General features: G+C 42.2%; 9 protein-coding genes, 3 tRNA genes and 7 pseudogenes. 13 read left to right on the top strand and 6 right to left on the bottom strand.

Going from position 1 to position 23768, the window contains the following annotated elements:
* Positions 1-328 precede the first annotated feature (328 nt).
* The 9 genes and pseudogenes from GKR74_RS09375 to GKR74_RS09335 all read left to right on the top strand — a co-directional run bounded on the left by GKR74_RS09375 (position 329) and on the right by GKR74_RS09335 (position 14658).
* Positions 329-874: pseudogene (locus tag GKR74_RS09375) on the top strand (prepilin-type N-terminal cleavage/methylation domain-containing protein).
* Positions 844-1494: pseudogene (locus GKR74_RS09370) on the top strand (prepilin peptidase-dependent protein). Before GKR74_RS09375 ends, GKR74_RS09370 begins: the two co-directional pseudogenes overlap by 31 nt.
* Positions 1455-1928 (top strand): annotated as a pseudogene (locus GKR74_RS09365) (DUF2509 family protein). Before GKR74_RS09370 ends, GKR74_RS09365 begins: the two co-directional pseudogenes overlap by 40 nt.
* Positions 1895-2263, top strand: coding sequence for a type II secretion system protein (locus GKR74_RS09360; protein ID WP_154603365.1), 369 nt, complete (start codon positions 1895-1897; stop codon positions 2261-2263). Before GKR74_RS09365 ends, GKR74_RS09360 begins: the two are co-directional and overlap by 34 nt.
* The gene (gene recC, locus GKR74_RS09355; protein WP_154603364.1) at positions 2241-5615 is read left to right on the top strand and encodes an exodeoxyribonuclease V subunit gamma; all 3375 of its coding nucleotides are present in this window, start codon (positions 2241-2243) and stop codon (positions 5613-5615) included. The genes GKR74_RS09360 and recC overlap by 23 nt, the downstream gene beginning before the upstream one ends.
* A 16-nt stretch (positions 5616-5631) precedes the next feature.
* Positions 5632-8556 (top strand): annotated as a pseudogene (ptrA, locus tag GKR74_RS09350) (pitrilysin).
* Positions 8523-12131 (top strand): annotated as a pseudogene (gene recB / locus GKR74_RS09345) (exodeoxyribonuclease V subunit beta); the annotation flags it as partial. The pseudogenes ptrA and recB, both read left to right, overlap by 34 nt.
* A gap of 2 nt (positions 12132-12133) precedes the next feature.
* A complete protein-coding gene (recD, locus tag GKR74_RS09340) occupies positions 12134-14053 on the top strand; it encodes an exodeoxyribonuclease V subunit alpha (protein WP_154603533.1) in 1920 nt (639 codons plus the stop codon).
* Between the two features lie 29 nt (positions 14054-14082).
* Positions 14083-14658 carry a hypothetical protein gene (locus GKR74_RS09335; protein ID WP_154603361.1) on the top strand — a complete coding sequence of 192 codons (576 nt, stop codon included), beginning with the start codon at positions 14083-14085 and terminating at the stop codon, positions 14656-14658.
* 85 nt (positions 14659-14743) lie between these two features.
* On the opposite strand, the pseudogene argA reads toward GKR74_RS09335, so the two are convergent.
* Positions 14744-16114, bottom strand: a pseudogene (gene argA, locus GKR74_RS09330) (amino-acid N-acetyltransferase).
* Positions 16115-16507: 393 nt separating this feature from the next.
* Between argA and amiC the strand changes: the two are divergent.
* The gene (amiC, locus tag GKR74_RS09325; RefSeq protein ID WP_036956325.1) at positions 16508-17758 is read left to right on the top strand and encodes an N-acetylmuramoyl-L-alanine amidase AmiC; all 1251 of its coding nucleotides are present in this window, start codon (positions 16508-16510) and stop codon (positions 17756-17758) included.
* Positions 17759-17915: 157 nt separating this feature from the next.
* Here the strand turns inward: amiC and GKR74_RS09320 are convergent.
* The 3 genes from GKR74_RS09320 to GKR74_RS09310 form a co-directional block, all read right to left on the bottom strand.
* A tRNA-Met gene (locus tag GKR74_RS09320) sits at positions 17916-17992 on the bottom strand.
* Positions 17993-18019: 27 nt separating this feature from the next.
* A tRNA-Met gene (locus GKR74_RS09315) sits at positions 18020-18096 on the bottom strand.
* Between the two features lie 87 nt (positions 18097-18183).
* Positions 18184-18260 (bottom strand) — tRNA-Met (locus tag GKR74_RS09310).
* Between the two features lie 227 nt (positions 18261-18487).
* Between GKR74_RS09310 and mltA the strand changes: the two genes are divergently transcribed.
* Together mltA and tcdA are read left to right on the top strand one after the other, a co-directional pair.
* Positions 18488-19579 carry a murein transglycosylase A gene (gene mltA / locus GKR74_RS09305; protein ID WP_154603359.1) on the top strand — a complete coding sequence of 364 codons (1092 nt, stop codon included), beginning with the start codon at positions 18488-18490 and terminating at the stop codon, positions 19577-19579.
* Positions 19580-19631: 52 nt separating this feature from the next.
* A complete protein-coding gene (tcdA, locus tag GKR74_RS09300; RefSeq protein ID WP_154603358.1) occupies positions 19632-20444 on the top strand; it encodes a tRNA cyclic N6-threonylcarbamoyladenosine(37) synthase TcdA in 813 nt (270 codons plus the stop codon).
* A 36-nt stretch (positions 20445-20480) separates the two neighbouring features.
* Here tcdA and csdE read toward each other — a convergent pair.
* Both csdE and csdA read right to left on the bottom strand, forming a co-directional pair.
* Positions 20481-20939, bottom strand: a pseudogene (gene csdE / locus GKR74_RS09295) (cysteine desulfurase sulfur acceptor subunit CsdE); the annotation flags it as partial.
* A gap of 11 nt (positions 20940-20950) precedes the next feature.
* A complete protein-coding gene (csdA, locus tag GKR74_RS09290; RefSeq protein WP_154603356.1) occupies positions 20951-22156 on the bottom strand; it encodes a cysteine desulfurase CsdA in 1206 nt (401 codons plus the stop codon).
* A 657-nt stretch (positions 22157-22813) separates the two neighbouring features.
* On the opposite strand from csdA, the gene GKR74_RS09285 reads away from it, so the two are divergent.
* On the top strand, positions 22814-23755 hold the full coding sequence (locus tag GKR74_RS09285; protein ID WP_154603355.1) for a transcriptional regulator GcvA: 942 nt from the start codon (positions 22814-22816) through the stop codon (positions 23753-23755).
* Positions 23756-23768: the final 13 nt, after the last annotated feature.

The following is a 23768-nucleotide window of genomic DNA, read 5'->3' as shown; positions in this document are numbered from 1 at the left end:
GTATTATCTTTACAGCTCACTCGATTTTCTAAGTTGCTCCATACCTTTACATCCCTGTTAATTCTTACTCTCTTTCACCCTTATTACTTCCGCTATTTCCCATTTTCGCCTTATCCCCGAAAGCTATTCTGACCTGTCTCCCTTATTTTTGGGGAACACTTTTTTATCTTTACGATTAATTTTGCGAAGCCGTTTCCAAAAGCATTCAAGGAAAATGCAAAAGTGACATTTTGCTGGGAAGCGCTACGAAGAATGGTAAATGAAGACTGTTGGGCTGAGAAGTTTTCATCCAAGCTCCCCGTAGATAACGGTTGAGAGAGATAAAGAAATGCCAGAACAGACAAATTTGGTACATGGAAAAATAAAGTGGCTAAAGTACAACATTGATGAGCAGGGATTCACTTTAATTGAAATACTGGTTGTTCTGTTTCTGTGCTCAATTGTTGCTCTGCCTGCGTTTTATCAATGGCAACAGCAAGTGAAACGGCTACAACTTATTGATGCTGCTAGGCAAACTGCCGAATTTATCTACAGTAATCTAATGGAAGGCATTTATTTAAATCAGCACCGTATTATGACAGTAAGTTTCGCATCAAAAGAGTGGCATTTAGTGGTTACGGATGCAGATACAGCGCAACAAATTAGCCAATTTAAGGGGGAAAAATTTGAGCGTATTGAGCTCAAGCATGCGTCTAGACAATCGATTCACTTTTACGGTAGGCAAGGGACAAGTAGCCCTTTTCGAATTGAGCTCAACAATGAAAGTGACCAAATATCCGTGATTATTTCATCTGCGGGTCGGGTTCGCAGTTGCAGCCCTCAAATATTAGCAGGCGTGCCCAAATGTTGAGTCACACTAAAAAGCATAAAGTAGAAAAAGGTTTCTCTTTGCTAGAAACACTGATTGCGATGCTAATTGGTTGTCTAGTCTGCATTGCAGCGATGAATACGATCCCCGTGTTATTTAAGCAACTATTTCAGGCTTTTTTTCAATATCAATTGGATAGAGAGGTCAGGCAGGTGTTGATTAATATGGAAAAAGATTTTCGTCGAATTGGTCATTGCAGCCAGTCACCTTCCAAACCTCATTGTGAAGGAAAGGCAATTACCATCAGCTCTAAGTTCCTAAGTCGTCAGGCTAACTCCTGCATTATTTTTGCCTATGACCAAGATTTATCTGGGGGATGGGTTATAGGGCCAAGTCATTCATTACAGTCCGATTTCTTTGGATTCAGGCTACATGACAATAAGCTGGAATCTAACCGTAATGTGACAAATTGCGATGGTACCCGTTGGCACTCGTTGTTTGACCCGAACATGGTGAAAGTTAATAAACTGACCTTTGATTGGCGGCCTGCAACAAAAGTTTTAGACATGTCGATGACAGTTGAAAGCATTTTATTGCCAAATAGAACGTTTGATTATCATTCCTCCGTGATGTTAAGGAATGTGCCATGAGGGAAACAAATGCGCAGCGAGGCAATATTGCCTTAGTCATGGTGATGGTGCTAATGAGTGTCGGGCTTATCTTGCTGAAAGCACTAAATTATTACCAAGCGCGGGCTAGCCATGAATTAAGCCGCGAAGAAAAATACTATCAATCATTCAATTTGGCAGAATCAGCATTGTCATGGGGGCTCGCTCAACATTGGAAATTAAAGGCAGAAAAAGCGAGCCCTTGGGTATGTCAACGAGAAACAAATCACGGGTGGGTGAGTTGCCTTAAGCATTATAAAAATAACCAATTCATTTTATCGGGTAAAGGTGAATTATCGAAAAACCAATCGCTAACGGTATATCGATGGGTTGTGCCGATATGGAATGAAGGGCGCTTACAAGCGCGAGAAAATGGCTGGATTGATTATTGTCCTGTGGCGATTAAAGGATTTTGCCAATGAAGAATTCACAGCAAGGATTTGCGCTGGTAGAGTCGATGATTGCGGTGGTTGTTTTTGCTATCTTGCTGATAGCTCTGCTAAACTACAGCCAATATATCGCTTTGAATTTTAATCAAATATACCAAGGTTCACAGGCAGTTCGGTCTCTACATGGTACTTTAGAAGGCAAACGCTCTTCTAATGATAAAGTTCCATTGGAAATAGGGTATCAGCCCCAGAGAGAACAGATAAAAATCGTGCATTCTACAATCCTTGGGAACTGTAGTGAATCTAAGGTGTCCTTGTTAGTGGGCGGGAAACTGTATTCGATAAGTCGCTGGATGTGTGCAAAAGGAGAGAGTCATGTTTCAGGTTTATCATTCTAACCAATTAGATCTACTCAAAGAGCTAATTGCACACTTAATGGAGAATGACCCGCTATCTCATCCTTTTGAGCAAGAAATTGTATTAGTACAAAGCCCCGGTATGTCTCAATGGCTACAGATAGAGCTTGCTAAACGCTTTGGAATAGCCGCCAATATTAACTACCCATTACCTGCTACGTTTATCTGGGATATGTTCCGTCGAGTACTTCCAGATATTCCTAAAGAGAGCGCTTACACTAAACAAGCGATGACATGGAAGTTAATGACAATTTTACCCAATGTCATTAATGAAGCTGAGTTTGAGCCTCTACGTCACTATCTGCAAGACGATTCAGACAAGCGTAAATTGCACCAATTATCAGGGCGAATTGCCGATTTATTTGACCAATATTTGGTTTACCGACCGGAGTGGATTGCTCTGTGGCAACGTAATGAGTTGATTGATGGGCTCAGTGAAAATCAATTGTGGCAAAAAAGATTATGGCTATGTTTGGTGGAATATACAGAGCAGCTGGGTCAATCGCCTTGGCATCGAGCAAACCTATATCAGAGTTTTATCGATAAGCTTAAAGTATCGCCAGAGTTAGCTAAAAATTTACCATCGCGCCTATTTATTTGTGGTATTTCCTCGTTACCGCCTGTGTATTTACAAGCGCTTAATGCAATTGCCGAACACTCAGATATCCATTTAATGTTTACCAATCCATGTCGCTATTACTGGGGAGACATTCAAAGCAGTGCCTTTTTAGCGCGATTACAGCAACGAAAATTGCGCCACTATTTGGATAAGCACGAAATTTCCCGTTTTAAAATTGATGAGCACGCTATCAACTTATTTAATGCTGAAGGTGAACAAAATTTAGCAAACCCACTGTTAGCATCGTGGGGCAAGCTTGGTCGGGATAACTTATATTTTATTTCTCAAATTGAAGCCGCCAATGAAGTCTCTGCCTTTGTTGATAATGGGCGAAATAACCTTCTCGAAAATTTACAGCAAGATATTCTCGATCTTGAAAATCACGCACAGCTAGGCGTGACATTAGATGAGTATGAAAGTAGCTCACTGAAGCGCTCACTCCATCCAAGCGATCAATCTGTGACATTTCATTCATGTCATAGTGCTCAGCGTGAAGTTGAAGTTTTGCAGGATCGCTTATTGGCTCTATTTGAAGAAGATCCTACATTAACCCCCCGTGATGTGATTGTCATGGTCGCTGACATCGACAGTTATGCGCCTTATATTCAAGCTGTGTTCGGTAACACTAGCTCATCACACTATATTCCATTCTCTATTTCAGATAGAAAGGCACTACAAGCCCATCCAATCTTACAAGCTTTTATTATGTTATTGGATTTGCCTCAAAGCCGCTTTTCAACGGAGCAAGTACTAGCGTTATTAGAAGTTTCAGCGTTTGCCGCGCGTTTTGATATTGATGAAAGTGAACTGAGTTTATTAAGGCGCTGGGTCAATGAATCCGGTATTCGTTGGGGGCTTGATGACGATAACGTACGATCACTATCTTTACCCGTTATTGGGCAAAATACGTGGCAGTTTGGTTTAAGCCGAATGTTACTTGGCTATGCGATGGATAGCCGTAATGGCCCTTGGAATGGCGTGCTTCCGTATGATGAATGCAGTGGGCTCGCAGCTCAATTGGCAGGCAAATTAGCATTACTCATCGATACACTTAGAGAATGGCGAACACGCTTAGAGCAAGAACGTACACTCGATGAGTGGAAGGAGATCTGCCAGCAATTAATTGATAGCTGCTTCAAAGTCGATAGTGAAACTGAAATCGTCTTAACCTTACTCACGACACAATGGCATAAAATTATTGAAAATGCCCTGACTGCCAATTACCAAGAAGCCATCCCATTACGTTTAATTCGTGACGAGCTATCGGTTTGCTTTGACGACGAAAAAATCAGCCAGCGTTTTCTTGCTGGCGCAGTGAATTTCTGCACGCTAATGCCAATGCGTTCTGTACCGTTTAAAGTAGTTTGTTTACTGGGTATGAACGATGGTGCATATCCACGTAATGTACCGCCCCTCGGGTTTGATTTAATGGCAGAAAAAGTCCAGCGAGGGGATAGAAAGCGCCGTGATGATGACCGATATCTATTCTTAGAAGCATTAAATTCAGCGACGAAGCGACTCTATATTAGCTACATTGGACGTTCAATTCGAGATAACCAAGAGTGCAATCCATCGGTGCTAGTCACTGAATTATTGGAGTATATCTGTCAGAGTTTCTGCTTACAGGACGATCAATCATTGAATATCGATGAAAGTTCACTGCGGCTAAAACAGTATTTAGTCACTGAGCATAATCGAGTGCCATTTGCGAAAGAAAACTTTATCCCTAACACGCTTTATCAAAGCTTCGCACAAGAGTGGCTGCCAGCCGCAAAAAGCGCAGAGCAAGCGGCTAAGTCGTTTACGTCAGTATTAGAACAACGAGAACCTATTACAGAGTTATCGTTAGAACAGATTTTACGTTTTTATCGACACCCTATACGTGGCTTTTTTCAACAACGCTTAAAAGTGCATTTTTCAATTGAAGAGACTGAACTTCCAGAGGAAGAGCCATTTGTATTGGGGGGATTGCAACGCTATAAAATCAATGACCAAGTATTAGATTTATTAGTCAAAGATGAAGATCCAAATCCCCTTTATCATGCATTAAAAGCCTCGGGGCAATTACCCGCCAAACAATTTGGCCAGCTATTTTGGGAGAAGCAATTGAATGATATTGCTCCATTAGCTGAAAAAGTGAAAGAGTACGGCGATCGACGTGTCGATTATCCGATTGAGTGTGAAATACATGAGATCAAAATTACAGGCTTATTGCGAAATGTTCACGAGTCAGGAATATTGCGTTATCGACCCGCTTATCTTACTGCCAATGATGGCGTGCATTTATGGATAGAACATTTGTTTTTTAATGCGTTTGTTCGTGAAGGTGAAAGCATCGCATTAGGGCGAGAAAACAGTGTTTGGCATTTTTCTGCCATATCCTCAGAGTATGCAAAAGTACACTTGAATACGCTTATTGAAGGGTATTGTGAAGGAATGAATACGCCACTAATTCTGCTAAACCAGAGTGGTTGGAATTGGATTTCGGCGTGTTTTGATAAAAAAACAAAGGAATATGACTTTACGTCGGAAGATGTGCAGCAAAAGGCGTTATCGGCGCTACTGCAAAGCCTACAAGGAAGCCAAATGAAAGTGGGTGAAATGGAAGATGATTATGTATTGAGAGCTTGCAGAAGCATAAATAGTTCATTGATTGAATCGCTGCTGAGTAATACTCGGCGCTTCTTACTGCCGATGGCAGAGTACTTAAAATAAGGGAGAGCATCTAAGAATGTTACGATTATCGAAACATATCGCTCATTTATTCTTGTTATCACTACTGTTTGTCGGTAGTGCCATTGCTGCGCAGCCACTTTGGCAAGTTTTGCCAGAGACTATCAATAAAAGCGTCAGTGATCCTCGAGAATATAAAGCAATCAAACTTAATAACGATATGACTGTTTTACTGGTTTCAGACCCTAAAGCAACTAAGTCGTTAGCGGCAGTTGCATTACCCGTAGGGAGTATTGAAAACCCGAATAGCCAGTTAGGGCTTGCTCATTACTTAGAGCACATGGTGTTAATGGGTTCTAAAAAATACCCTGAGCCAAGTAGCTTCTCTGAGTTTTTACAAAAACACGGCGGAAGCCATAACGCCAGTACGGCACCACATCGCACCGCCTACTATTTTGAAGTTGAAAATGGAGCTCTTGAGGCTGCTACTGATAGACTAGCGGATGCGCTCGCTGAGCCGTTACTTGACCCCGTGAATGCAGACAAAGAACGTAATGCTGTCAACGCTGAACTCACCATGGCTCGTGCTCGTGATGGTATGCGTATTTGGCAAATTCGTTCTGAAACGCTAAACCCTGCCCATCCAAACTCTCGCTTTGCAGGTGGAAATCTGGAAACGTTGAAGGACAAACCCAATAGCAAGCTCCAAGATGAGTTAGTGAGTTTCTATAAACGTTATTACTCTGCAAACTTAATGAATGGCGTATTGTATGGTGACCAATCTATTGAACAATTAGCGAAAATTGCCAATGAAACCTTTGGACGTATTCCTAATTTTAATGCGTCAGTACCAGCGGTTACGATCCCCGCAGTGACGGATAAAGAAAAGGGGATTGTGATCCACTATGTTCCCTCTCAGCCACAAAAAGCATTGCAAATCGAATTTAGCATCAAAAACAATATGGTCGATTTTCGTAGCAAGAGTGATGAATACATCGGCTACTTAATTGGAAATCGTAGTCCGGGAACGTTATCTGATTGGCTTATTTCTCAAGGATTAGCAGAAGGTATCAGCGCATCTGCGTCACCAAATGCTGATCGTAACTATGGCTCATTTTCTATCTATGTCACGTTAACGGACAAAGGGTTAGCAGAGCGTGATCAAGTTATCGCAGCTATTTTTGCTTATATTGATTTGATTAAAAAACAAGGCGTTAACCAAGATTATTTTGATGAAATAGCCAAAGTGCTCAATCTATCATTTCGTTATGGTTCCATTGTTAGAGACATGAACTATATCGAATGGCTTTCTGACCAAATGATCACTATGCCTGTTAATCACGTTCTAGATTCTGATTATGTTGCAGATAAATATAATCCTGCAGCGATAAAACAGAGACTTTCTGAACTGACAGCGAAAAATGCACGTATTTGGTTTATTAGCCCGAACGAACCGAGTAATAAAAAAGCTTACTTTGTCGATGCGCCTTACCAAGTCGATAAAATCAGTGAAAAACAGTTCATGGAATGGGCTGGTTTAGAGTCAAAAATGACTTTTAAATTACCAAAATTAAACCCTTATATTCCCGATAACTTATCCCTGATTAAAACGGATAAAGCGTATAAACATCCTGAAATGGTTTATCAGGAAGGGAATACACGTGTGCTGTATATGCCAAGTCAGTATTTTGCTGATGAGCCGAAGGCAAGTATTACGTTAGACCTGCGCTATAACGATCAAGACAAAACAGCAAAATCACAAGTCACTGGTTCTTTATTGCAATATATTTCATCGTTAAAAATGGATGAATTACAGTATCAAGCTTCCGTGGCAGGGATGTCCGTCTCCGTCTCTCAAGGGGTTGGGTTACAATTAAATGCGAGCGGTTATACTCAGCATTTATCGGAGCTGTTTTTATCCATGACCAAGGAATATTTAAGTTTTGAGCCAACAGAAAGAGAGCTGGTTCAGGCTAAATCTTGGTACAAAGAACAAATCGAAGTGGCAAACAATGCGAAAGCATACGAGCTAGCCATGCAGCCATTGCAGCGCCTTAACAGTGTTCCTTATTTTGAACAGGAGCAACGGTTAGCCGCTTTAGACACTATCACTTTGAAGGATATAACTGACTACCGTAATTCCGTCGTTGAAGGTGCCGCCTTACAAGCATTAGTTGTGGGTAATATTACTCAGCAGCAAAGTGTTCAAACTATCCAAGACGTCAGTAAGCTGTTAAAGAGCAAGGGTAAAAATTGGTGGAGTGGTGACATCGTTGTGGTGAATAAAACCTATCTGGCAGATTTCCATAAGCAAGGTAATAGCAGTGATAACGCATTGGCTGAGTTATTTATTCCTGATGGTTATGACCGTATCGATGGTGCGGTTCTGTCTGGTATTTTATCTAAAATTGTTCAGCCATGGTTTTACGACCAATTACGAACCAATGAGCAATTAGGTTATGCCGTATTTGCTTTCAAGGTGGGGCTTGGTGATCAGTGGGGTATTGGCTTCTTGCTGCAAAGTAATGCTAAAACACCAGATTATCTCAATACTCGCTATCAAGATTTCTATAAAGTCACTCTGGATAAGCTGAAAAAATTGCCTTCTGCTGAGTTTGAGCAATATAAACAATCCATTATTACGGAAATGAAACAGCCGCCACAAACATTCTATGAAGAAGTGGGGCGCTATGGTTCCGATTTTTCTCGTAATATTTTCAGTTTTGACTCTCGAGATAAAGTGTTAGCGAGACTAGAGACTGCCACTCAAGCTGAAGTGATTGCGTATTATGAAAATGCGGTTTTAAAACACCAAGGTTTAGCAATGGCATCTCAAGTGATTGGTCAGGGTGTTGATGAAAAATCAGGGTATGCAAAACTGAAAAACTGGGTGTTGTACCCACAAGCTTCAGATCTTCAGAAGATGTTACCTATCAAGGAAAATGTTGAGTGAATAAGGTGCAGATGAGTTCCCAATTGTTAGATGCTTATACACTTCCATTACGTGGACAGCGGTTAATTGAAGCATCGGCTGGTACAGGCAAAACCTATACGATAGGGATCCTCTATCTGCGCCTATTATTAGGTTTAGGGGATGAAAATGCATTCCCTAGACCTTTAAGTGTTGAAGAAATTCTAGTTGTGACCTTTACTGAGGCTGCGACCAATGAATTACGTGGGCGTATTCGTGAGCGTATTCATAAGATGCGCTTGGCGTGTTTACGAAATGGCTTGGGATTTGAATCGGAACCAGAATATCTCACACTGTTAACAGAATTACCGAGTGAAGAACAACGCGCTTTTGCGGCGAATTGGCTATTAGCTGCTGAGCGTCAAATGGATGAAGCGGCTATTTACACCATTCATGGTTTTTGCCAACGAATGTTAGCGCACAATGCGTTTGAATCAGGCATTTTGTTTGAGCAAACCATGATCCAAGATGAATTTCCTATCCAGAAACAAGCCTGTGCGGATTTTTGGCGTCGTCATTTTTATCCTCTGGATTATTCTATGACTAAAGTGGTTCATGCCGAGTGGAATGGACCTGAAGCACTATTGAATGACATTAAGCCATTCTTACAAGGGGATATTCCCGCCATTATCAATCAGCCGGAATTACTCGAAACCCTTGAAGAGCGCCATCAACGTTTGGTTGGTTTAATTCAAAATGTAAAAGACGTATGGGCCGAGAATGTCGCTGATTTTGAAAAGCTAATCTCGGAGTCTGATGTAGACAAACGTAGCTACAGCGCGCGTTATTTACCAACTTGGTTAGAAAAAATAATCGAGTGGGCGAAGAAAAGCACCGATGATTATCAATTACCAAGAGATATTTTAGAGCGTTTTGCTCAATCTCGATTAGATGAAAAATCCAAAAGCGGTTCGGGGCCTTCCCATTCTGTTTTCAGATTAGTGGATGAATTGCTTGCCCAGGCGCTGACGATTAAAGATTTAATTATCCCGCAGGCGATTAGTGAAGTACGCCAAACTATCGCTAATGAAAAGCAAACGCGCGGTGAATTAGGGTTTGATGATTTGCTAACTCGACTGGATAGAGCGCTGCATCAAGACGGTGGGGCATTACTTGCCGAAGCGATTGCTAAGCGCTTCCCTGTAGCGATGATTGATGAGTTTCAAGATACTGACCCGCAGCAATATCGTATTTTTCAGCGTATTTATAGGGAAACTGAAGACACTGCATTGCTGTTTATCGGAGACCCGAAACAAGCCATTTATGCATTCCGTGGTGCAGATATCTTCACGTATATTGCGGCGAAAAAGCAAGTTAGTGCTCACTATACGTTAGAGACAAACTATCGCTCATCACAGAGTATGGTTGAGGCGGTTAATCAGGTTTTTCACCATGCTGAAAACCCATTTATTTTTGAGCAAATCCCATTTCAAAGCGTTAATTTTGCGGCTCATAATCGCCACAAAAAACTGATCCATGACGGAAAAGAAGTGAAAGCGCTCACTTTCTGGCAGCAGCAAGCTGAAGCTGTTTCCGTTTCTGAATATGAACAAGCCCTTGCGCAGCAATGTGCAGCACAAATAGGACGATATCTTGCTGGTGGTTTGAAAGGGACCACTTACTTTGAAAATAAGCAGCAGCAAACGCCTGTAGAAGCTTCGGATATCACCGTATTAGTGCGCAGTCGTCGTGAGGCGATATTGATCCGTGATGCGCTAAATCAACTGAATATCCCATCGGTATTCCAATCAAATCGAGAAAGCGTGTTTGCGACCCAAGAAGCTAAAGAGGTTCTCTGGCTATTATTGGCAGTATTAACACCAGAAAAAGAACGGGTGTTGCGAAGCGCCTTAGCGACGGGGTTATTAGGCTTAACGGCGGAAGATATTGATAACCTAAATTACGATGAAAAAGCGTGGGAAAACTTAGTTGATGAGTTTGCTCACTATGCTGTAATTTGGCGTAAACGCGGTGTTTTACCGATGTTACGTGGGATTATGTCCAAGCGACATATCGCTGAAACCTTGCTGTCGGGTTCTGAAGGTGAACGCCGTTTGATGGATCTCATGCATATCGGTGAATTACTGCAAGAGATGTCTCTCCAACTTGAAGGTGAGCACACACTAACTCGTTGGTTAGCGCAGCAGATTGCTCACCCAGACCATCAATCAGATGCACAACAGATGCGCCTTGAAAGTGATAGACATTTGGTGCAAATCAGCACCATACATAAGTCTAAAGGGCTGGAATATAAAATTGTCTGGTTGCCGTTTGCGAGTAACTTTTTGCCTCAATCAAAAGGCCTGTTTCATGACCGTGATGATTACGTTACGAAGCTCGACCTTGATGACTCACAAGAGTATGTCGAACTAGCGGATGAAGAACGTTTAGCTGAGGATTTACGCTTACTTTACGTGGCACTCACTCGCGCTATTTATCACTGTAGTGTCGGAGTGGCTCCGCTTATCAAGGGCAATCGTAAAAAAGCAGGTAATACGGATTTGCACCTATCCGCGCTGGGGTATTTGCTGCAAAAAGGCCAAGAAGGTGACAGTGTTTTACTTAGCAGTATGCTCGACGCGCTCAGTAATGATGTGATTGATGTGCAACCGATAGATCTCCCTGAAATGGTAAAACTGGATTTAGCTAAAGAGGCCAGTGATGAATTATCAGCAAGAGCGGTTTCTCGGCACTTTGATGATAGCTGGCGTGTAACAAGCTATTCCGGTCTGAGTTATAGCACCTCCCATGGAGAAGAAGAGCAAACCTTATCTGCTGAGCAATTTGCTAACTCATTAGCTCCTAAGATGGATATTGAAGTCAGTCATGATGTTGAGGTGCAAGAAACACAAGAAAATACACTGACTCCGCACCAATTCCCTAAAGGTGCTGCGCCAGGCACATTTTTACATAGTTTGATGGAAGAAATTGATTTTTCAGGTGACATTTCATCCGAATGGCTAGAAGAAAAATTACAAGTAGCAGGCTTTGATACTCAATGGGTTTCTATGTTACAAGGCTGGTTGAATGCCATTCTTAATATACCGTTAGCTGATGATGGGCTCTGTTTGTCGGCTATTCCAGCTCAAGATAGGCTGGATGAAATGCAGTTTTATTTACCGATTGATAGCTTGCTCAATGCAAAGGAGGTTGATCGTGTTACTCACAAGTATGACCCTCTATCAAAACATTGCCCCCCTCTGAGCTTTGAGCAAGTACAAGGTATTTTAAAAGGTTTTATCGACTTAACTTTTTGCTGGAAAGGGAAGTTTTATTTGTTGGATTATAAGTCCAACTATTTAGGTGAAGATGCCTCTTATTACACTCAAGAGGCAATGGCTGAAGCGATGATTGACCATCGATATGATCTGCAATATCAGATTTATTCGCTGGCATTACACCGTTTTTTACAACAGAGGATGCCAAATTACGATTATGAAACTCATTTTGGCGGCGTTTATTATCTCTTTTTACGGGGAACTGAACGCATAGATTCTCAAAATGGCATCTTCTTTTATCGACCAACAATTGAATTTATCAGTGAGTTTGATGCGCTATTTCATGATGCTCAATCTAAGGAGCCACAATGATGAAAGCGTTATTTAATCAAGCTATTGAAGCGCGTATATTCACGCCTCTTGATGTGCAATTCGCCTATAACGTTGCGAATGAAGATAACCCGATTTTATTGGTAGTAGCAGCGCTGCTTAGTGCAGAAACTATGTCTGGACATGTTTGCTTATCGTTGGAGGATATTCTCCCTGACGTGCTATTTATGGGAAGACATCCTGAGTTTACGGCGCAATTATGGCAAATGATTGGAGAACCAAATCAAGCCGCTATCAGAGCTGCATTATTATCCAGTGAATCCGTGTGTGAAGTTGAGGGAGGGTCTGTTGCTCCATTGCTGCTATCAGGTGATTTCCTTTATTTCCAGCGTATGTGGCAATACGAGCAGTGCGTAGCTCACTTCTTTTCAGAAACTGAATTAGCCGATGTTAGGAATAATAATATTGTTAATGATTCGAAAATTCAGCCGATTTTAACGGAGCTTTTCCCTGAATCAACGCAGATAGATTGGCAAAAAATTGCCGCTGCTATTGCGTTAACTAGCCGAGTCTCGGTTATTTCAGGGGGACCTGGAACGGGGAAAACGACGACGGTCGCGAAAATTTTAGCGGCGCTGATTAAGTTAGGCCATCAACAGCAACATCGTTTGCGTATTGAATTAGCCGCCCCAACAGGTAAAGCTGCCGCTCGTTTAACCGAGTCATTAGGGTATGCGATGAAACAGCTGCCGCTAAATGACGATGAGCGTGAATCACTCCCCTCTCAAGCCAAAACATTGCACCGATTATTAGGGGCTCAGCCTGAAAGCCAGCAGTTTCGTTATCACCGTGATAATCCGCTAGCACTTGATATCTTGATTGTTGACGAAGCTTCCATGGTGGATTTACCCATGATGGGTAAGCTCATTGAAGCACTGCCTGATTCAGCTAAATTGATATTTTTAGGTGATAAAGATCAGCTCGCTTCTGTTGAAGCGGGGGCGGTTTTAGGGGATATCTGCCGTTTCGCGAATAAAGGCTATAGCCCTGAGCGAGCCGCTCAGCTGGAGCGATTGGCAGGATGCTCATTAAGTGAATTTACTTCAAATAAAGGGCCTGCTATCCGTGATAGTTTATGTCTATTAAGACACAGTTATCGTTTTTCTGCGGATTCAGGAATTGGCCAGCTGGCTTTCGCTGTCAATGCCGGAAATGTGAAAAGGGTGGATGATATTCTTACGCAGGGTTTCACGGATATTCATAACTATATTCCTAACGCTATGCCAGATAACGAAAACGATGCTGAAGCTGAAATTAGTGAAAGCTACGCTAACATGTTATTAGATGCTGTAGGGTTCTATCAGCACTATCTACTAGCCGTTAAAGCAAGAGAAAATCCTGCCGATGTCCTACATAAATTTAATCAATACCGTCTACTTGCCGCATTGAGGGAAGGGGCTTACGGGGTTTCTGGTTTAAATGACAAACTTGAAAAATTACTCCATCGCCAAGGGTTAATTACAAAACCGTATAACTTGCAGCATAAGCATTATGTTGGAAGGCCGGTCATGATCAGCCGTAATGATAGCGCACTAGGCCTCTTTAATGGCGATATTGGTATTATCTTGTTAGATGAAGAGCGGCAAATGAGAGCTTATTTCCAGTTTCCTGATGGCTCCATTCGTGGGATCCAACCCAATCGACTGCCAACACATGAAACGGCTTACGTGATGACGGTTCATAAATCTCAAGGTTCAGAGTTTGCTCATACCGCCTTGGTTCTACCTTATGTATATTCGCCCGTAATCACTCGAGAGCTCGTCTATACCGCGATGACACGAGCTAAAAATGAACTTTCATTGTATGGCAGCAAAAAAGTGTTACGCCGTGCGATAGAAACACCGACTAAACGCCGTAGTGGCTTAGCGCTACAGTTTGAACACTACGGTTTGAGCAGTTAAATTAATTCCTAGACATTTAAGGTACCAATATGGAAAACCAGCAACAAATGACCGCCGTGACAGTAACATTGAATGCCAAAATTGATCCTGCTCGCCGTGCAGATTTGGAAGATGCATTTGATCAAGCCATGGAAAAATTAGGTAAAGAAGGGCAAATCCAAGTTAGTGGTGGTGGTACCCAATTAGCTGAAAATGGCGAAGTTGCTGAGTGTGATATTGAATTGGCACTAAGTGATGCAAGTGATGAGAATATCAGCCTGATTATTCAAATGTTTTCGGCGATGTTAGCCCCTAAAGGTTCCCGCTTAACTATTCATGGTGAAGACGTTCAAATCGATTTTGGAGCGGATGAAGGGTTGGCGATTTATTTCAATGGCACAGATTTAGCTGATGAAGTCTATGAAAATAATGATATTAACGATCTTTTTGATCAGCTTGATGAAGCGGTTGAAGATATCGGTGGGATCCACGGTGTTTGGGATGGCCCAACAGAAACCGCATTCTATTTTTACGGTACCTCTTTTGCTGAAATGGAAGCGATTTTACGTCCACTGTTAGAGCAAAACCCACTGTGCGAGAAGTGCCGAGTAGTACAAATGGCTTAACTTAAGATTAGGTCGTATCAAAGAAAAACCCAGAGTATTACTTGAATATCTGGGTTTATGAACGTTAGTTAGAGAGTATGGCGAACTAATTTGTTTGCCAACTTTCTGGGCGATTTCAAGCGGCTTGGCTTTTAATATCCAGCATTAAAATTTTCGATTTACGCTGATAGTTATAAAGTGCCTGCTTTTTGACAGGAAGCATCTCAATTTCTGCTGGAATAAAACCACGTTCTTGGAACCAATGAATGCTCCTTGTGGTTAAGACAAACAGTTTATCCAGTTCAAGTTGTTTAGCTTGTGCCATAACCCGCTGTAGTAATTCTTCACCGCGTGATGAGCTACGGTAATCAGGATGAACAGCCACGCAAGCCATTTCGCCTAGTTTCTCTTCAGGATAGGGGTAAAGTGCTGCGCAGGCGATCACCAAATTATCACGTTCAATGATTGTGAACTTATCGATCTCCATTTCGAGTTGTTCCCGTGAGCGTCTAACTAGAATACCTTGCTGCTCAAGGGGTCTGATCAGCTCTAAAATCCCACCGATATCATTGATATTCGCACGGCGAGTCTTTTCTGAGCTTTCCATGACTATCTGTGTACCGATACCATCACGAGAGAAGAGTTCTTGGATCAGCGAGCCATTTTCTTGATAGCTAAGTAAGTGGCTACGGCGTACGCCTCGGCGGCAGGCGGAAGCCGCGCCACGCAAGAAGCGAACTGTTCCAGAATAATAATCTCCTTCAGACTCTAATTCTTGGATCCGTGTTTCCGCCTCATTCGGGAAGAGTTCAGACAGAATATTACCGTCTTTATCGACTACCCCTTGAGATGAACAGAAACCAATCAGTTTTTCGGCTTTAATTTTAACGGCAAGCTGAGTTGCAATCTCTTCCGAGGTAAGATTAAAGCTTTCACCTGTGACAGAGACTGCCACAGGACCAATTAACACGATAGATCCATTATCGAGTTGAGCGTTGATAGCATCTTCGTTGATGCGACGAATGCGGCCGCTATGGCAATAATCAATCCCATCATCGACACCTAAAGGCTGCGCAATCACAAAATTACCACTCACGACGTTAATGTGTGCCCCTTGTAATGGCGTATTGCCTAAACTCATCGATAAACGAGCGGTAATGTCGAGCTGTAATGCTCCAGAAGCCTGCTTAACGTATTCAAGGGTATTCGCATCAGTAACGCGGGTATGTTTATGATAAATGGCATCATAATTATGTTCAGCGAGGATCTCTTCAATTTGAGGTCGAGCGCCATAAACAACGACAATACGAATACCAAGGCTATGCAGTAGGCCTATATCGTTGACAATACTAGGAAAATTTTCATGCGCAATTGCTTCACCGCCAAGCATGATGATAAATGTCTTGCCACGGTGGGCATTTATATAAGGTACCGAATGGCGAAATTCATCAACCAACTCGGTGCTGCGCTCTTTCATAATCACCCTCTTAACTGAATTTTTATTCGCAATAACTGTATTTTTATTCCTTTTGGCGGGAAATATCAAGTAAAAGTTAGGACAATAAAAGTAACAAATTTATTTTTAAGGTTTACATATCTCTAAATATAAATGGATATAATCACAACAATACAATCTGCATATCAGATAATTGCCAATAAATGTTATTCGACAATTGAGCATCATTAACTATTTAAATTACGCAAGTGTGGCGTTTATATTGCATTGAATAGATGCGTGCTGGGATATAAATAGAATAGATTGGTAATGACAAAGGATGAAGAACTAGATAGAGTGCGAATTAGTCGCTAATATATTATCTCTTGTCTTAGATATTATTAAACTTTTCAGGATATAGATTCGGAATTATTGATGAGTCATCAAGATCACAGCCCATCAAAACGTCGCCTATTGCAAGGTGCGGCGGCAGTTATGCTATTAAGTGTCAGCCCATTCGGTTTTGCTGCCAGTAGTAGCGTTGTTGCCGTTCGTATTTGGCCAGCCTCGAGTTATACCCGTATTACTCTAGAATCCAGCATTCCTTTAAAGTATCGCCAGTTTGTTTTAAACAATCCTGAGCGTATTGTTGTTGATTTAGAGGGCGTTCAATTAAATAACGTTCTTAAGAATATGGGTAGCCAAATTCAGTCTCGAGACCCTTACTTAAAATTAGTGAGAGTTGGGCAGTTTGATCCTAAAACGGTACGTTTGGTTTTCGAAGTTAAAAACAAAGTATCTCCTCGGTTCTTTACTCTACCGCCAGTTGCTGAATTTAAACACCGTTTAGTCATGGATTTCTATCCAGGTAAAGGTGTTGAAACCAACGACGACCCATTATTGGCACTCCTTGAAGATTACAACAAAGGTGATTTAGAAGAGAGTATGCCGGTACAGGCGAAAAAACCGGGGAAAGCGGGTACCGATAGGCCGATTGTCATTATGATTGACCCAGGTCACGGTGGGGAAGACCCCGGTGCGATTGGTAAGTATAAGACCCGTGAAAAAGATGTGGTTTTACAAATCGCTCGTCGCTTGAAAACGCTGATTGATAAAGATCCGAAAATGCGGGCCTATATGACGCGTAATGAGGATGTCTTTATTCCATTAAAAGTTCGCGTGGCGAAAGCGAGAAAGATGCAGGCCGATTTGTTTGTTTCTATTCATGCGGATGCATTTACCAACCGTTCAGCGAATGGTTCATCGGTTTTCGCATTGTCCACGAAAGGGGCAACCAGTAACACGGCGCGTTACCTTGCTCAAACTCAGAACGAAGCTGACTTAATTGGTGGTGTGAGTAAAAGCGGCGATGCGTATCTCGACCACACCATGTTAGATCTGGTGCAAACAGCTACGATCAATGACAGCTTGAAGTTTGGGGATGAAGTTTTAAAACGCATGGGCCGCGTTAACCGGCTACATAAAAACAAAGTGGATCAAGCTGGCTTCGCGGTATTAAAAGCCCCAGAAATTCCATCCATTTTAGTGGAAACGGCCTTTATCAGTAACTTAGAGGAAGAGCGCAAACTCAAAACCGCTAAGTTTCAACAGCAGATGGCTGAGTCGATTTTTGAAGGAATCAAAGCTTATTTCCGTAATGGTGGTGAGCTAGCTATCCGTAATTAATCGCGAGATTTTACATATCGAAGAAGGTGGCAAACAGCAATGTGAGTCGCCTTTTTTATTGGCTGAAAACAAGAAACTAAGTGATTAAGAATCAGTTTTGGTTTTGATATGGCTAAGGAAAATGAAGTAAAGGGTATATAAGAAAAGAAAAAAGAATTGGTTGCGGGGGCTGGATTTGAACCAACGACCTTCGGGTTATGAGCCCGACGAGCTACCAAGCTGCTCCACCCCGCGACTGAAGAGGTTAAATATATCAGGAATTGGTTGCGGGAGCTGGATTTGAACCAACGACCTTCGGGTTATGAGCCCGACGAGCTACCATGCTGCTCCATCCCGCGCCTGAATATTTCACTACTTTGGGATACTACTTTGATTTTACTGCTGAATTTACTTTGACTGAATCAAGTTTGACTAAATCAAGAAATTGGTTGCGGGGGCTGGATTTGAACCAACGACCTTCGGGTTATGAGCCCGACGAGCTACCATGCTGCTCCACCCCGCGTCCGATAGCGGGCACTATACTCGGGATGAGATCTGATGCAAGTTTTTTCGTGTTTTTTTTTCATTTTTCATTAAGTGGCGTTTAAAAATCGCACAAAATGTAGTTTTTTTGTTCTTTAAAGGTTTCTAATCCAAAAATAACCTCACTAAATATTTATAGCCGTTTCATTCTCAATTTGGGTTTGCTATTGTGCGCTTCATATTGGATATGTGTTAGGTGGTATAAAGATGAATTCATGGCTGAAAGGGTTAATCGCGGGCGTCTTCTTTTCTTTACTGGCTGGGTGTCAATCTCATCCAACAGATAAAGGACAACAATATAAAGACGGGAAATTGCATAGAGACTTGCAACAAGTTAATCAAGTTAACGTGCAAGGACGACCAATAAATGCGCCGGATTTTAATCGCCAAGTGACGGAAATTCAAAATGCATCGCCACGCTTATTCAACAACAATAATGAAACTTACCACGCAATAGAAAACTGGTTGATGGCAGGGGGCGATCCTGCTCAGTTATCGCGTTTCAATTTGTCGGCTTTCCAAATGGAAGGGATGGACAATTATGGAAACGTCCAATTCACGGGATACTATACGCCAGTAATTGAAGCTCGCCGCTCGCCGCAAGGTAATTACCGCCATCCATTGTATGGTATGCCGTCAAAAAGCAAGGGGCGCTTACCTAGCCGTGCGCAAATATATAATGGTGCACTCAGTAACAATCTGATCTTGGCTTACAGCGATTCTCCTGTCGACAATTTTATGATGGAAGTGCAAGGCAGTGGTTACGTGGATTTCGGCGATGGTAGCCCACTGAATTTCTTCGCTTATGCAGGCAAAAATGGTCATGCATATAAAAGTATTGGCAAGGTGCTAGTTGATAGAGGCGAAGTGCCTTTAGAAAAAATGTCCCTACAGGCTATTCACGACTGGACAAACACCCACAGTGAACAAGAAGTGCGTGAATTACTTGAAAGTAATCCATCGTTTGTTTTCTTTAAACCGCAATCTTTTGTCCCTGTCAGAGGTGCGAGTGCGGTGCCATTAGTAGCAAAAGCGTCGGTAGCATCGGATAAAACCTTGATCCCACCGGGAACCGCATTGCTAGCCGAAGTTCCTGTGTTAGATGGCAATGGGAAATTTACGGGTAGATACGAAATGCGTATGATGGTTGCCCTTGATGTGGGTGGCGCAATTAAAGGGCACCATTTCGATATTTATCATGGAACAGGGCACGATGCAGGTAAAATGGCCGGTTTTTATAACCACTATGGCCGAGTATGGGTTCTGAAAAAGAGCCAGCCTGTTTTTAGTGCGATGTAGCCCCCATTTACTGTTTATTCGATTTTCGTTTTAACTAAGGTTGTTTGTGATTATGCAAGCTCAGCTTTCTGATGCGTGGATGCAGCGATTCGCTGGAATCGGGCGTTTATATGGGCAACAAGCCCTTCATCTTTTTGCACGTTCACATGTGTGTGTTATTGGTGTGGGCGGCGTTGGTGTGTGGGCTGCTGAAGCATTGGCGCGTTCAGGTATTGGTGCTATCACCCTGATAGATATGGATGATATCTGCGTGACAAATACGAATCGCCAACTTCATGCATTGAAATCAACGGTGGGGCTACCTAAAGTTGATGTGATGAAAGAGCGCATTTTGGCAATCAATCCTGAGTGTACCGTGAATGTTATCGATGATTTCATTACGGTGGATAATGTGGCTGAATACCTCTCTTTGGGATTTGATTACGTTATTGATGCCATTGACAGTGTAAGACCGAAAGCGGCGCTGCTGGCATATTGTCGACGTTTTAAAATTCCTGTCGTGACGACGGGAGGCGCTGGTGGTCAAATCGATCCGACCCAAATTCAAGTCGCAGATTTAGCAAAGACAGTTCAAGATCCTTTGGCAGCAAAATTACGCGAACGTCTGAAATCAGACTTTAATGTCGTGAAAAATGGCAAAGGTAAATTGGGAATCGATTGTGTATTTTCGACGGAGCAGTTGGTCTATCCACAGAGTGATGGAACGGTGTGCGCAGCGAAAAGCACGGCAGATGGTTCAAAACGTATGGACTGCGCATCAGGATTTGGTGCGGTCACGATGGTGACGGCCAGTTTTGGCTTTATTGCGGTGTCCCATGCGTTGAAAAAGATGGTCGCAAAGGCACAAAGAGAAGCTAAACAGTAGAATTGAGGCTACGGTGTAGCCTCAACGGAATAATCATTCTGCTGGGGTCATTTCACCCGCAATGTTTTTGATTGCAGTAATCAATGCGTGGATCCCATTTTGGCGGGATTCACTCAGTTGCCCTGATAAGCCAGTCTGGCTGAAAATCTCATCGAAGTCAGTTGCTAAAATTTGCTGTGCATTTTTCTGTTCAACGCAGGCGAGCAAAATAGCAAATAACCCTTTCACTACACGTCCTTCGCTATCCCCATAAAAATGGAATGTGTCATCATCATTGAGAATAGCGCCAATCCATACACGGTTTTCACACCCATGAACTTCCTGAGTCTGCTGCTTTTCTTCTTCTGTGAGAGAGGGCAGTTTTTTCGCGAGTTGAATAAGTAAGCGATATTTATCTTCCCACGCTTTTTGTTTGGAAAACTGTTCAACGATTTCGTGAATGACAATTTCTGTGCCAAATGGATGAGAAGCCAGTTCATGTCGAGACAAAGTCATTAGATTACCTTTTAATCATTTAAAATCGAAAGTGCAAATTTCACTGAATCAATAAATTTATCAATATCTTGCCTGTTGTTATATGGCATGGCGGAGATACGTAAACACCCGCTGATATTGAGTGAATCCATCAATGGTTGAGCACAATGTTGTCCATAGCGTAATGCAATTTTTTGTTCGGTCAAGAAAAGCCCTAAATCACTATGGTGAATATTGTGGAAATTGAAAGATAAAAGTGGCGAATTTTGCGTGCGATAGCAAATCGCACCTTCGAGTTGAGAAAGCTGCTCATAGGCATAGTCTATCAAGGCGCAAGTATAGGCTTCTGCTTGCGCTAATTTTTGCGTTGAAAGCCACTTGAGCACAGCTGAAAAGGCTATTACACCTGCGATATTCGGGGTTCCAGCTTCAAATCGTTGAGGTATTGGGGCGAGGGTGAAACCTGAAAAATCAACGTGATTTAACATTTTACCGCCACCATGCCATGGACTCATATAGGCTAAATGTTCAGGTTTTCCATAGCAGATGCCTAAACCTGTTGGCCCATATAATTTGTGTGCTGAAAACGCGTAGAAATCTACATTAGTTTCCATGACGTTAAGAGGATGGTGTACAACGCCTTGAGCGCCATCAACAACGACTTTTGCACCAAATTGATGAGCAAGTGTGGTTATCGCGCTAATGTCCGGCTGGTAGCCCGTTACGTTAGACATTTGCGTTACTGCAACAATTTTACTTTTGGCGTTCAAGATCGATAGCAGCGCATTGAGATTTAAGGTTAAGTCAGGAGTCACCGACCATTTTACGATCTTTGCACCTGTTTGTTGTGCCAACATCAGCCACGGCAGTAAGTTTGAGTGATGCTCAGTCTCACTGACGATAATTTCGTCACCTGCTTGAAGTTTCTCACGGAAATAGCTCTGCGCAATCAAGTTAATAGATTCAGTGGTGCCACGTGTCCAGATAATGGATTTTTCGTCTGGCGCTTGGATATATTTTGCCGTTAATACGCGACCTTGTTCGTACAATTGAGTAATTTTTAATGCTTCGGGAGATTGCCCGCGATAGACCGAACTACCTGAAAAACGGTAGTAATCGTCAGAGGCGTTGATCATATCCAAGGGTTTTAGAGCGGTGGCGGCGCTATCAAGGAAAACAATGTCAGAGCCGATGGCTGGAAATTGCTGACGAAATTGAGGAGCGTTAAAGTTATCCATTATGCTGATTCTTTGATGTTAGCTATCCAACAGGTGAATGTGGCTATAGTTGTGGTTATGAATATGCGTTGATTATGATAATAACGGAAAACAGTGAATAAGTAGATGGAGATAAAAAATGTTATTCAGTTATCGATTATTAGAAATAATTTGTTACACTTAACAGGAAGATTTTTGCGCAAATTTTTGAATAATTGCGCGCCTGAAAAAAGTTAACGCACTCAGTCGATGAAGGTTTGCTTTTTAACCGAATGGTTAAATTTAATTTAAGATGCGTTTTATGGGCTTTTTTACTCGAAATCCGATGGGATAATGTTTTTTTATCTTTCATAAGGGATTTTATGTCGCCCAAAATAAAAAAAGCACCGCGCTTAGGCGGTGCACTATAAAAATCACTATGGACAGACAGGGTAAATGTACAGGAAGTGAAAAAAACAGTAGCAATCGCTACAAAGCCTGGATTAACCAGACAACTTGCAAACACAACATCACAACCACAAAGCCAAAAGTTTCAAAGTAACTAAACTCTGCAACTTTTCGTTCCGGCTTAGGAAGTGCGCATACTATAGGTATTTACTGGCGTATCCTCAAGGGACAATTTATAATGCTTCGGATGAGAAAAACTAATGCGTATAACGAAGCTGAGTCGAAGAGATTATGTCTAAAAGATTACCGCCTTTAAATGCTCTGAGAGTGTTTGATGCCGCCGCTCGTCATTTAAGTTTTACTAAAGCGGCAGATGAATTATTTGTGACACAGGCAGCTGTCAGTCATCAAATAAAAAGCTTAGAGGATTTCCTCGGATTAAAACTATTTCGCCGTCGAAATCGATCACTACTGCTGACGGAAGAAGGGCAAAGTTATTACCTTGATATCAAGGAAATTTTCTCGTCTTTAAATGAAGCGACGAGAAAGCTTCAAGCCAGAAGTGCAAAAGGCGCACTAACTGTAAGCTTATCGCCAAGTTTCGCGATACAATGGCTGGTTCCTCGGCTTTCTGGATTTAACCAAGCTTTCCCAGGCATTGATGTGCGTATTCAAGCGGTTGATCGGGAAGAAGATAAGCTAGCGGATGATGTGGATGTGGCCATTTTTTATGGCCGAGGAAACTGGACAGGCTTAAGAACGGACAGACTTTACGCCGAATATTTAATGCCAGTGTGTTCACCTGCATTGATGACCGGGGGAAATCAACTGAAGAACCCGGAAGATTTAGCTAAGCATACGCTGCTTCATGACTCTTCTCGTCGTGATTGGCAAGCTTATGTTAAGCAATTAGATCTACAAAATATTGTGAATGTGCAGCAAGGGCCTATTTTTAGTCACAGTGCCATGGTGATCCAAGCAGCAGTTCATGGGCAAGGGGTGGCATTAACCAATAATGTGATGGCAAAGAATGAGATTGATGCCGGCAGATTGGTGTGTCCGTTTAGTGAAGTATTAGTCAGTAAAAATGCATTCTATCTGGTCTGCCAAGAGAGTCAGGCCGATTTAGGGAAAATAGCGGCATTTCGTCAATGGATCCTTGCGCAAGCAGCCAGTGAGCAAGAAAAGCTTGGCTTTATTACCAATGACCAAGATTTGACGCATATACAATAATCAAACAGTTAAA

Source organism: Providencia sp. wls1914, from assembly GCF_009706645.1.
Lineage (GTDB): Bacteria > Pseudomonadota > Gammaproteobacteria > Enterobacterales > Enterobacteriaceae > Providencia > Providencia zhijiangensis.
This window is presented reverse-complemented; position numbering and strand designations above follow the sequence as displayed.